The organism is Burkholderia sp. ABCPW 111 (assembly GCF_000773065.1).
Lineage (GTDB): Bacteria > Pseudomonadota > Gammaproteobacteria > Burkholderiales > Burkholderiaceae > Burkholderia > Burkholderia savannae.
Genome location: NZ_JPWT01000001.1, coordinates 359,214 through 370,077 on the forward strand (window position 1 = coordinate 359,214; position 10,864 = coordinate 370,077).

General features: G+C 66.5%; 12 protein-coding genes. 5 read left to right on the top strand and 7 right to left on the bottom strand.

Annotated features, from left to right (window positions below):
• Nucleotides 1-54: 54 nt before the first annotated feature.
• The 5 genes from nusA to X946_RS01495 form a co-directional block, all read right to left on the bottom strand.
• Nucleotides 55-1,530 carry a transcription termination factor NusA gene (gene nusA / locus X946_RS01475; protein WP_038743268.1) on the bottom strand — a complete coding sequence of 492 codons (1,476 nt, stop codon included), beginning with the start codon at nt 1,528-1,530 and terminating at the stop codon, nt 55-57.
• On the bottom strand, nt 1,527-1,988 hold the full coding sequence (rimP, locus tag X946_RS01480) for a ribosome maturation factor RimP (RefSeq protein ID WP_004193908.1): 462 nt from the start codon (nt 1,986-1,988) through the stop codon (nt 1,527-1,529). The genes nusA and rimP overlap by 4 nt, the downstream gene beginning before the upstream one ends.
• A gap of 304 nt (nt 1,989-2,292) precedes the next feature.
• Nucleotides 2,293-3,981 (bottom strand): 23S rRNA pseudouridine(2605) synthase RluB, encoded by a 1,689-nt coding sequence (gene rluB / locus X946_RS01485; RefSeq protein WP_038743270.1) that lies wholly within the window; start codon nt 3,979-3,981, stop codon nt 2,293-2,295.
• Between the two features lie 63 nt (nt 3,982-4,044).
• Entirely contained in the window at nt 4,045-5,397 is a 1,353-nt protein-coding gene (gene scpB / locus X946_RS01490) for an SMC-Scp complex subunit ScpB (protein WP_038743272.1), read from the bottom strand.
• Nucleotides 5,398-5,817: 420 nt separating this feature from the next.
• A complete protein-coding gene (locus tag X946_RS01495) occupies nt 5,818-6,720 on the bottom strand; it encodes a LysR family transcriptional regulator (protein ID WP_038743274.1) in 903 nt (300 codons plus the stop codon).
• Nucleotides 6,721-7,137: 417 nt separating this feature from the next.
• Between X946_RS01495 and X946_RS01500 the strand changes: the two genes are divergently transcribed.
• Together X946_RS01500 and X946_RS35960 are read left to right on the top strand one after the other, a co-directional pair.
• Nucleotides 7,138-7,539, top strand: coding sequence for a transposase (locus X946_RS01500; protein ID WP_038743276.1), 402 nt, complete (start codon nt 7,138-7,140; stop codon nt 7,537-7,539).
• A 202-nt stretch (nt 7,540-7,741) separates the two neighbouring features.
• Complete coding sequence (locus X946_RS35960; protein ID WP_038743277.1) at nt 7,742-7,993, top strand: hypothetical protein; 252 nt, start codon at nt 7,742-7,744, stop codon at nt 7,991-7,993.
• Nucleotides 7,994-8,157: 164 nt separating this feature from the next.
• Here the strand turns inward: X946_RS35960 and X946_RS01510 are convergent, their stop codons facing one another.
• Nucleotides 8,158-8,475: a hypothetical protein gene (locus X946_RS01510; RefSeq protein WP_038743279.1), complete on the bottom strand. Its 318-nt coding sequence runs from the start codon at nt 8,473-8,475 to the stop codon at nt 8,158-8,160.
• A 200-nt stretch (nt 8,476-8,675) separates the two neighbouring features.
• On the opposite strand from X946_RS01510, the gene X946_RS01515 reads away from it, so the two are divergent.
• From X946_RS01515 to X946_RS01525, 3 genes are all read left to right on the top strand, one after another.
• Entirely contained in the window at nt 8,676-9,398 is a 723-nt protein-coding gene (locus X946_RS01515) for a YdcF family protein (RefSeq protein ID WP_038743280.1), read from the top strand.
• A gap of 256 nt (nt 9,399-9,654) precedes the next feature.
• Nucleotides 9,655-9,927, top strand: coding sequence for a hypothetical protein (locus X946_RS01520; protein ID WP_038743282.1), 273 nt, complete (start codon nt 9,655-9,657; stop codon nt 9,925-9,927).
• Nucleotides 9,928-10,075: 148 nt separating this feature from the next.
• Nucleotides 10,076-10,333, top strand: a complete 258-nt coding sequence (locus tag X946_RS01525; protein ID WP_038743283.1) for a hypothetical protein — start codon at nt 10,076-10,078, stop codon at nt 10,331-10,333.
• 48 nt (nt 10,334-10,381) lie between these two features.
• Here the strand turns inward: X946_RS01525 and X946_RS01530 are convergent, their stop codons facing one another.
• Complete coding sequence (locus tag X946_RS01530) at nt 10,382-10,672, bottom strand: putative quinol monooxygenase (RefSeq protein ID WP_038743285.1); 291 nt, start codon at nt 10,670-10,672, stop codon at nt 10,382-10,384.
• Between the last annotated feature and the right edge of the window lie 192 nt (nt 10,673-10,864).

Genomic DNA, 10,864 nt, shown 5'->3' on the forward strand with positions numbered 1-10,864 from the left:
AGCATCGGGTCAGGCCTTCCGGCCGCCAGCAAATCATTGCGCCATGGTCATTTCTCACTGGAACCAGTGTTCGCGCGCCTTCATGATCAGCGCCTTCGCGGCTTCCTCGTCAGTACCGGTCATGTCGACCAGCTCGTCGACGGCGAGCTCCGCGAGATCGTCGCGCGTCTGCACGCCATGCTCGGCCAGCTTCGCGAGCAGTTCGGGCGTCACGCCGTCGAGGCTCTTCAGATCGAGGGCGGCCGTCTCGACCTTCTCCTCGTTGGCGATCGCCATCGTGAGCAGCGCGTCGCGCGCGCGGTTGCGCAGCTCGTGGACGGTATCCTCGTCGAACGCCTCGATCTCGAGCATTTCGTTGAGCGGCACGTAAGCGATCTCTTCGAGGCTCGTGAAACCTTCGTCGATCAGGATGTCCGCGACTTCCTCGTCGACGTCGAGGCGCGCCATGAAGAGGCCGCGCAGCGTGTCGCGCTCTTCGTTCTGCTTCTGGGCGGATTCGTCCGGCGTCATGATGTTGATCTGCCAGCCTGTCAGCTCGCCGGCAAGACGAACGTTCTGGCCGCTGCGGCCAATCGCGACGGCCAGCTCGTTCTCATCGACGACGACGTCCATCGAATGCTTTTCTTCATCGACGACGATCGACTGGACGGCCGCCGGCGCGAGCGCGCCGATCACGAACTGGGCGGGATCCTCCGACCATAGCACGATGTCGATGTTTTCGCCACCGAGCTCGTTGCGCACGGCCTGCACACGCGAGCCGCGGATGCCGACGCACGTGCCGATCGGATCGATCCGCTTGTCGTACGCGACGACGCCGATCTTCGCCCGCACGCCCGGATCGCGGGCGGCCGCCTTGATCTCGAGCAGGCCCTGCTCGATTTCCGGCACTTCCATCTCGAAGAGCTTCATCAGGAATTCGGGCGCGGTGCGCGACAGCTCGATCTGCGGGCCGCGCGCGGTGCGGTCGACTTTCGCGATGTACGCGCGCACGCGGTCGCCGACGCGCAGGTTTTCCTTCGGAATCAGCTGGTCGCGGCGCAGAAGCGCCTCGACGCGGCCCGATTCGACGATGAAGTTGCCCTTGTCGAGGCGCTTCACCGTGCCCGTCATGATCTTCTCGCCGCGCTCGAGGTAGTCGTTCAGGATCTGTTCGCGCTCCGCGTCGCGGACCTTCTGCAGGATCACCTGCTTCGCGGCCTGCGCGCCGATGCGGCCGAACTCGATCGAAGGCACCGGTTCCTCGATGTAGTCGCCGATCTCGATGTCGGGCTTCTGCTCGCGCGCCTCGAACAGCAGGATCTCTCGATCCGGCTCTTGCAGGCCGGCTTCGTCGGGCACGACGAGCCAGCGACGGAACGTCTCGTGTTCGCCGCTCTCGCGATCGATATGTACGCGGATCTCGGCGCCTTCGTCGAACAGCTTCTTGGAAGCCGATGCGAGGGCCGCTTCGAGCGCGCCCAGCACGACGTCCTTGTCGACGTTCTTCTCACGCGCCAGCGCATCCACCAACATCAACACTTCGCGACTCATTGTTTGCGGCTCCTAAAGTCAACGTGCGGAATCAGGCGGGCTTTGTCGATGTCTGCCAGCGTGAAATCCAGCATGGCCGCCTCGCCCTTCTTCCTCTCAAATTCCAAACCGATCGTCTCGCCGTTCGGCGCGTGCAGAATGCCCCGGTACGTCTTGCGCCCGTCCAGCGGCTTTTTCAAGGTGATGACGGCCTCGCTGCCCGCGAAACGCGTGAAGTCAGCCAGCTTCTTCAACGGCCGGTCGAGCCCCGGTGACGAGACCTCGAGCCGTTCGTAATCGATGTTTTCGACCGTCAATACGTGCTGGAGCTGACGCGTGACCTTCTCGCAATCGTCGATCGTGATGCCGGCGGGCTGATCGATGTAGACGCAGACCATGCCGCGCCCGGTGCGCTCGAGATCGACGAGCTCGTAGCCGAGCCCCGTGACCGTAGTTTCTATCAGTTCCGTCAGTTGCACAGTGTCCTCTCAGGTGTCCGCGCCCGCCCCTCGCGATTCACCCGCTGAACGCGCGCCTTAGCCGGCGCAGGAAGCGCTACCCGAGATGCCCAACCGTTTCGGCAAAAAAAAATGGGCGCAACGCCCATCTTGTTACCGGTGGTCGCACCTGAGCTACACATCGAATCCGTACGCCCAGCGACTTGGCGATTATAGCGATTTTTGGCCCGAACGCAAAGCTTGGGCCCGCGAAATCGGCCCGAAACGGCGATTTCGCGGGGCATTCGCAACGCGCGAGCGCGGTTGCGAATGCCGATTCGGACGATCAGCGGCCGCGCGAACGATTGCGCTGCGGCGTGCGCTGGCCGCCGCGAGGGCCACCGCCTTCAGCCGCGCGATTGCCGTTCGGGTTGCGGCCGCCCTTGCCGGCGCCGCCGCGCGGCTTGTTGCCGCCCGTGCCGTAGGACGCGCGATTGCCGTCGACGTCGCGACCGCCCTGGCGCGCGCCACCACCGCTGCCGCTGCCGCCGCCGTAGCCCGGCAGGCCGGCGTAGCCGCCGAGGCCCGCGTTGAAGCCGCCACCCGCCGTGCCGCGCCGACCGCGACGCGGCTGATCGAGCTGGCCGTGAGTCGTCAGCACGGGCTCGCGATTGATGAAGCCCATCGACGTCTGCATCGGGTCGGGCTGGCGGCGCTCCGCCGCGCCGCCGCGCTTGCCGCCCTTCTCCTCGGCCGGCGCCTTCAGGCCGACCGTCGTCATCAGGCGGCGCACCTGCGCTTCGTCGAGCTCCTCCCAGCGGCCGCGCTTCAGCCCGCGCGGCAGCGGGATCGGGCCGTGGCGCGTGCGGATCAGGCGGCTCACCATCAGGCCGACCGCCTCGAACATCCGACGCACTTCACGGTTGCGCCCTTCGGCGAGCGCGACGTGATACCAATGATTCGTGCCTTCCCCGCCGCCGTCGCGGATGCGCAGGAAGTTCGCCGGGCCGTCGTCGAGCTCGACGCCGTGCAGTAGCTTCTGGCGCGACGCCTCGGACAGCTCGCCGACGACACGCACCGCATACTCGCGCTCGACGCTGTAGCGCGGATGCATGAAACGGTTGGCGAGATCGCCCGACGTCGTCAGCATCAGCAGGCCTTCGGTGTTGAAGTCGAGGCGGCCGACCGCGAGCCATTTCGCGGTCTTCATCGGCGGCAGCCGGTCGAACACCGACGGGCGCCCCTCCGGGTCCGCGTGGCTCACGATCTCGCCCGCCGGCTTGTGATACAGCAACACGCGCGGCGGCTTGTTCGGCAGCTTGCGCTTGACCGGCTTGCCGTTGATCCGGACCTGATCGGTCGGCATGATCCGCTGCCCGATGTGCGCCGGCTCGCCGTTCACCGACACGCGGCCGGCGATGATCAATTCCTCCATCTCGCGGCGCGAACCCATCCCGGCCTCGGCGAGCACCTTGTGCAGCTTCGGCGCGTCGTCGTCCGGCGACAGCACGCGCTTCGGCTGGTTCTGGCGGCCCCGGCGCAGCATCGGCGCACGCACGCCGCCGCCCGACGCATTGTTGTCGGCGTCGAACGCGGGCGAAATCACGTAGGCGAACAGATCGTCCTGGCCGGCGTCGGCGGATGCCGCGACAGCCGCAGCCGATGCGGCGCCGCGCTTCGCCGGGCCCTGCCGTGCCGCCGCGCCCTCGCCCTCGCGCTTGCCGGCCGCCGGCTTGCGCGGCGCCTTTGCCGCCGCTTCCTTGCTGCGCGGCGCGCGCGCCGGCGCCTTCGCGGCTGCGGCGCCGGCGTCCGTCGCCGCGGCGGCGGCTTCGCCGCCCTCCGTGGCGTCGGCGCTCTTCGACTTCGCGGCCGCGCGGCGGCGCGCGATCAGGCTGCGCGGCCCGCGCCGCAGACCGCGGCGCGGGCGCTCTTCGCCGCCCGCGTCCTGAGCGGACTGCTCGGGTGCGCCGTCGGCGTGCGCCGTCGCGACGGCATGCGCGGATTCGGACGAATCGATGTCGTGGGTATCAGTCAAAACAACCTCAAAATGTCAGGTCTCGCGCCCGTCGCGGGCACGGCTAAGGTACGGTCGCGCGCCTCAGGCGCGACGCTTCGCAGGCGCTTCGTCGTCGTCCTGCAACTCGCGCTCGGGGGCCGCCTCGCTTGCACTGCGCACGGCGTCGGCGAGGCTGTCGGACGTGTCGTCCAACGCCTCCTCCGTGTGCGCCGGGACCGGCTCGGCATCGTGCGGGATGCCGCCGATCGCGCGTTGGTCTCCCTTCGTCGCTCGGTTGGCCGCCGGGTCGGCGGCCGCCTCGCGGGTTGCTGCGTTCGCCGCGCCGGCCGGAACTGCGTCCGACCGCGCGACGGCGTGTGCGTATTCGTTCGCCGGCACGGGCGATTCGACGGGCTCGCCGTCCGCCGCGACGGCGCGCTCGGCCGCCTCGGCATGCGGCGCCGTGGCGGCGTCCGCTGAATCCTGCGCATCGCCGCGCGCCGCCTTGCGATCACGCGCCGCAGCTGCGTCCTCATCGTCCGCCGACGCCGGATCGGCGACGACTTCGCCGGACTCGATTCGGCCGTCGGCATGGCCGGCAGCCTGCTCGGACGCGTCGCCGCCCGCGACGCGTGACGCCTCGGCCTCGCTCGCGACGCACGTCGCCTCGACGCTCGCTTCAGCACCGGCCCGCTCGTCATTATCAGCCGGATCGGCAATCCTTGCCGTCGAGCCATCCACGCCATCCGCGCCGTCGGACGACGCAACGGATACGTGCGCCGCCGGCGCCGCTTCGCCGCCGGCCTCGTCCGCTCCCGCCGCCGACGCGCCCGCCTCACCGACATCGGCCACCGACACGTCCGCAATCGCGTCGCCGTCGGCGCGCGCATCCTCGGGAAAGTCGATCGCCTGCTGCGCGAGGAGGCTCGCCTCCAGGTGCGCGGCCGGCTCCTCGAGCGCCGGCAGATCGTCGAGCGCCTTCAGGCCGAGGTCGTCGAGAAACTGCTTCGTCGTCGCGTAGAGCGCCGGGCGGCCCGGCACGTCGCGATGGCCGATCACCTCGATCCAGCCGCGATCCTCGAGCTGCTTGACGACTTGCGTGTTCACGGTGACGCCGCGGATTTCCTCGATGTCGCCACGCGTCACCGGTTGCCGGTACGCGATGATCGCGAGCGTTTCCAGTACGGCCCGCGAGTACTTGGGCGGCTTCTCCGGATGCAGCCGGTCGAGGTACGTGCGCATCGCGGGCGTGCTTTGAAAGCGCCAACCCGACGCGAGCGCGACGAGTTCGACGCCGCGCCCCGTCCATTCCCGTTTCAGATCTTCGAGCAGTGTTCGGACTGTGTCCGCCGACACGCCGTCGGCAAAGAGCTTGCGCAAATCGCCGAGCTTCAGCGGTTCCTGCGCGCAGATCAAAGCAGTCTCGAGGACGATTTTCGCCTCTTGGGTATTCATGCAGCTAGGTCAGACCCTGTGGTCAAACGAACCGGATCAATCGAACAGACGAAAGGAACGGAAGACGCGCTCGCCCGATTCTGATCGGTCATATTGATGGGAGCACGAACCGGGGGCGGCGAACCTACTGTCAAGCCCAACCCAAACCGGACGGAACAGCGCGGAACCACGTTGGAACCGCGTGACTGAGCGCCATCTTACGCAAAATTACCCAGTGCGTAAAGACAAAGAACGTACGCCAAAAGACATATCTTTTGTCCCGTCGCCGGCCGGAAAAAAGACCGCGGCCGCGCGTCCCGCCGCATTCGCAATCGGCGCGCCCGCCCATTCGAACGACGATCCGCTCCGCCCCGAACGCCACGAAAAGCGCCGCGCCGCCGCGCGCCGGCACGCATCGAACCGGCCCGCGCGGCCGCGCCCTCAGTTCAGATCCTCGACGCGCGCCGGCATCTCCTTGACGAGCCCCCAGACCGCATCCGCCGCCGGAGACAGCGAGCGGTCGCGCCGCCGCACGAGCTCGACGGTGCGCTCCGCACGCGGCGTCAGAGGCCGCGCGACGAGCGACGAGCCGGCCGGCAGCGGCAACGACAGCCACGGCAGCACGCTCACGCCGACGCCCGCCTCGATGAGGCCGAACACCGTGGCCGAATGCCCGAGCTCCTGCACGACGGCCGCCGCGACCCGGTGAGTCGCGAGCGCCGCGTCGATCAGCGGCCGGCTGCCCGACGCATAGTCGAGCAGCACCAGCCGCTCGCCCGCGAGCGCCGTCCATGGCACCCGCTCGCGCGCGGCGAGCGGGTGATCGGCGCGCGCGACCAGGCAGAACGAGTCGGTCATCAAGGGTTCGTTGATCAGATCGCTCGTCGCGAGCGGCCCGATCACGACGCCGAAATCGACCTCGCCCGATTTCACCTTGCGCAGCACGTCGCTCTGCACGTCGTCGCGCAGGCCAAGCGCGACGAACGGAAAGCGCCGCTCGCACGCGGCGACGACGCGCGGCATCAGCCGGCACGCGATCGTCGGGCTGGCCGCGACGATCACGCGCCCGCGACGCTGTTCGCCGATCTCGCGGATTTCGCGCAACGTGTCGTCGAGGTCGCCGAGCAGGCGCGACACGCTCGCAATCAGATTCGTGCCGACGTCGGTTAGTTGCACGTCGCGCGTCGTCCGGTCGATCAGCTTGAGCCCGATCTCGCCCTCCAGCTCGCGCACCGAGCGGCTCACGGCCGATTGCGTGAGGCCGATTTCGTCGCCCGCCCGGCTGAAGCTCTTGAGCCGCGCCACTTCAATGAACACGCGCAATTGCCTCAGCGTGATATTCATGGGATTCCCTCATCAATCGAACGCATCAATGCGCAATTGTATTGTGCCCGCGCGATCCCGTGCCGTGTGTCGGTGCGGTGCAGCACACGGCCGAAACGCACGTCTCACGGGCCAGACTGCACAAGATTGGTGATTGTCCTTATTTGCTCGACGGCCATTTTGGCGTCTTATACGCCCCTAGCTGACGCGGCTGTCAGCTCGCTGCCAGGCGGCTTTGGGGCGGTCGTCGCCAACGTGGCACGCTTCCTGCGTTAGCAGGCGCACAGGGCTGCGGGCTTTCGAACTTCTCGCGGCGGATCGCGCAACATCCGCCGCTCCATGAAGCCGACGCCTTCACCCGGCACTCGTTGAATCGAGTGCTCATTGAGTGCGCAGCGCAGGGCGGCGCACCGGAGTTAGCTTCGCTGAGGTGAGGACATGATGCTGTTCGACGATTTGAGAGACAACGAATGGGCGCTGGTCGAGGGACTGTTCTGCTCCGAGCCCGCACGCAGTGAACGCCGTGGTCGTCCCCGCGTGGAAGCCCGCTCGGTGGTGAACGCCGTTCTTTGGGTGCTGTCGACGGGCGAAGGCTGGTCGAAGCTCCCCGGCCGCTATCCGTCGCCGCCGACTTGCCGTCGACGCTTCGACGAATGGCAGGCCGACGGCACGCTCGCCGAAGTGGTGAAGCGCCTCGGCTCCAGCGGCCGCCAGATTTCGTTGCGCGGACGCATCGGCGCAAGCGCGGTGAAGCCGCCCGCCCCGCCGAGCCGCGACCGACTGCGCGGCGCGTTCTGGACCAATCCGGAATCCTGGCGCGCTCCCGTCAAGATGGCATGAATTCGATTTCTGGGCGGCATCGGCCGCCCAGAATCATTTTTGGCGCCCGCCGCGGCGCATGGCCACCCGTTCGCACGGACTCCTGACGATGCGATCCGGCGATACATCTATTTACTAATATTTACAGCGCGCCTTCGCTCCCCCGCATAACGTAGCGGTATACGAACGAGCCGTTCGACGGCTTGAAAGGGAGCTCCCAACGATGAAACCCATGTCACTTCTCACGGCATGCGGCATTGTCGTTTCGCTGGCGCTCGCCGCTCCTTCGCGCGCCGATCAATTTTCTCCGAAGCAGCACGGACAGCGAGAACAAGCCGCCCGCACGCAAGCGGGCGCGGCCGCGCGCGGCGCACGGCCAAACGTGCCGCGCGGCGATCTGCGCGGCGACATCGCCAGCAACGCGCGCGCGCGCAACGACGCGCAACGTCCGCCGAGTTATACGAACCACCCCTGAAGCGACAACGGGAAAAATCCGCACCCCCGGGAACTGCGCGGCGCGCGCCGAGTCTGATCGTTGCCATGAGCACAGCAGCGTGGCAGCAGCAATGTACCCGGTACCGCCCGTATCCTCGCGATACGGGCTTTTTTTCGTGCGGAAAATGCAGCGCGAAGCCGGCGCTACAAGCGACTCTCGAGAATCGACACGGCGCTCGCTTCGCTGAGCGCGTAATCTTCGATCCGGCGCGCCTCCCAGTCGGGCTGCCTCTCGTCTCGCTCGAGCCGTGCGAATTCGGCTCGACCATTGTCCGTCAGAACGGCGATATCGACGGGCGCGTGGAAACCGGGCGCGGGCGCGACAGTCTTCTGCCGAACCGTATCCATCAAGCCGAGCGCACGCAGGTATTCGAACACACCCGGACGCCTCGCCCACGGAACCTGACGGTACTGGACGCGCCTCAGCGCGTCGAGCACTGCTTCGTTGGAATACGTGGCCATCTCGATTCTTTCTTAAAGTGCGGCGACATTGCAGAGCGGCTCCGCCAAGCGGACTCCTCGCCCGCCGGCACCGCCACGCAGCTCAAGAGGGGTCCTTATAATCCCTCCACTTCTTCCGACCCGTTCCCCGATGCTTCGTTCGCGTAAAGCAGGGACAGATCGCCAATCGTTTCCCAAAGAACTACCTTACCGCAATCAAATTGATTCTGTTTATTTCATTTGGAATTCTCTTCGTCGTTTTTCTGCTCTGCCGCAAACGCCGCGGGGCCTCCGCGATACTCGCGATCGGCATCTTGCTCCTATGGTCGATCGCTTCGGGCTGGCTCGCCGCACCGCTCATCGCGCTCGCCGAATCGGGCGTGCGACCGGTCGCGCATCCGGCGATGACGGGCGAAACGGCAATCGTGATGCTCGGCTCGGGCATCAAGCGCCGCGACGGCATCGCGTTGCCGCCGCGCGACGCGCTCGCCCGCATCGACAAGACAGCCGAACTTTATTCGGCATGCCAACGAACAGCGACGCGCTGCACGGTCGTCGTGTCGGGCGGCGATCCGCAGGTGCGCGGCGTCACGGAAGCGGACACGTATGCGCCCTATCTGCTCGCGCGCGGCGTCGCGAACGGCGACCTGATCCGCGAGAAGCGCAGCCACACGACCTACGAGAACGCGCGTTTCACTGCTCCCATATTACGCGCCCAACATTACGATGATCTGATTCTCGTCACTTCGTCATATCAGATGAAACGCGCGCTGCTCGATTTCGGCCGATTCGGGATCGTGCCGCAGCCTGTCTACGCGAATCGCAGGAACGCGCAGCTCGGCTGGCTGCCGCGCGCGGCCAACCTCGTCAACGCGGAGCAGGCGCTGCACGAAATCGTCGGTGTCGCGCAGTTCCACGTGTATCGCCGTCTCGGCTGGTTCTAGCGGCGCATGCGACATTCGGCGCACATTCGGCGCGCCCGATCGTCACGGCTCCATTGCCGCCAGCCCCCCATTCTGCGCACGCGAATGGCGCGGCGATGACGGGTTGCCGCACTGTTGCGCCCGATCCACGCCACCAGGCGCCATGACGCAATCGAATGCACTGATCCGTCACTTTTGATAAACTCGCCTCACTCGATTGCAGACGCCAGACAAATCGGCAACACTCGGGTCCATCACCACTTAGCGGAGGTAAGCAATGAAGAAGATGACCATGGCTATCCTGGTATCGATGTCGGCTCTGGCTGGCGCAGCGCATGCGCAAGAGAGCACGGAAATCAGGACGATCACCGATCCGGCAAAGATTGCAGAAATCGAGCAACGCGCACAAGCGCTGCAACAACAGCAGGCAGCCGAGCCGGCCGCCGAGGCGAAACCGATGCACGAGCAGCACAAGCATCACGCGAAGAAGGCTCATAAGGGCGCGAAGAAAGCCGCCAAGGCGGCTCCCGCGAGCGACGCCGGCCAATAAGCACGGCACGCCCCGCTTGCGCGAAAGCCGAATCCGGCATGCCGGGTTCGGCTTTTTCATTGGCGCGCCCCAATGAGCGCGTAACGCATTATGCTAAAGTCGCGTACCGCACTTTTCCAACCGTGCGCACTCCGGTGCGGAGGACTGAATGAGCAACATCCAACTCGACATCGAATGGACCGAAGCCGCGACGCGCAAGATCAAGCAACTGATGCCGCGCGGCTCCGACGACGCGTTCCTCGCGCTGCCGCCGATCGAATGCCTGCCGACGGAAGGCGACGTGCTTTTCCTCGGTCCGCAGGGCAAGCAGCAGCCGTTCATCGTCGCTGAGCGGCAATACCACCATGACGGCGACGCCGACTGGACGATCATCCTGATTCTCGACGTCCCGAACGCATCGCACTGATCGCCGATGCGCCCATCGGGCCGCGCGACGCGCGGCCCGCCCTCTTCGCTACGCGATCTTCGACGCGACGCGAATTTCCGAACTCTCGATCCAGTCCGCCGCCGCGCGCTTGTACGCGTCGATGTGAGCGGAACGCGCATGGGCGGCGAGCGCCGCCTCGCTGGCCCAACGCTCGATGAAGATGAAACGGCGCGGCTCATGGAGATCGCGGTGCAGATCGTATTGCAGCGCGCCCTCTTCGTTGCGCGTCGGCCCGACGATTCCCTCGAGCTGCTCCAACAGTTTTGCTTCCGCGCCCGGCTTGGCGACGATGAACGCGACGACGGCGACTTCGGACATGCAGATCTCCTTTGCTGCGTGACAAAGGGCTCAGCATACGCGAATCGACACGAGCGGGCTTTCGCGCATTCACGCCCGACCACCCAAAAAAATAGGTTCATCGCGGAATTCCGGGGAACGCGGCGCGGATCTTGAGGAAGAAGTACTCCTCGTCACGGTACCCGTAGGCCCTGCGCTTGATGACCTTGATCG

Excerpts from the sequence above, each read along its gene's own strand:
- X946_RS35960 (WP_038743277.1), top strand. The coding sequence starts at position 7,742 with ATGAAACCCATGTCACTTCTCACGGCATGCGGCATTGTCGTTTCGCTG.
- X946_RS01510 (WP_038743279.1), bottom strand. The coding sequence starts at position 8,475 with ATGGCCACGTATTCCAACGAAGCAGTGCTCGACGCGCTGAGGCGCGTC.
- X946_RS01520 (WP_038743282.1), top strand. The coding sequence starts at position 9,655 with ATGAAGAAGATGACCATGGCTATCCTGGTATCGATGTCGGCTCTGGCT.
- nusA (WP_038743268.1), bottom strand. The coding sequence starts at position 1,530 with ATGAGTCGCGAAGTGTTGATGTTGGTGGATGCGCTGGCGCGTGAGAAG.
- X946_RS01495 (WP_038743274.1), bottom strand. The coding sequence starts at position 6,720 with ATGAATATCACGCTGAGGCAATTGCGCGTGTTCATTGAAGTGGCGCGG.
- X946_RS01530 (WP_038743285.1), bottom strand. The coding sequence starts at position 10,672 with ATGTCCGAAGTCGCCGTCGTCGCGTTCATCGTCGCCAAGCCGGGCGCG.
- scpB (WP_038743272.1), bottom strand. The coding sequence starts at position 5,397 with ATGAATACCCAAGAGGCGAAAATCGTCCTCGAGACTGCTTTGATCTGC.
- X946_RS01525 (WP_038743283.1), top strand. The coding sequence starts at position 10,076 with ATGAGCAACATCCAACTCGACATCGAATGGACCGAAGCCGCGACGCGC.
- X946_RS01500 (WP_038743276.1), top strand. The coding sequence starts at position 7,138 with ATGATGCTGTTCGACGATTTGAGAGACAACGAATGGGCGCTGGTCGAG.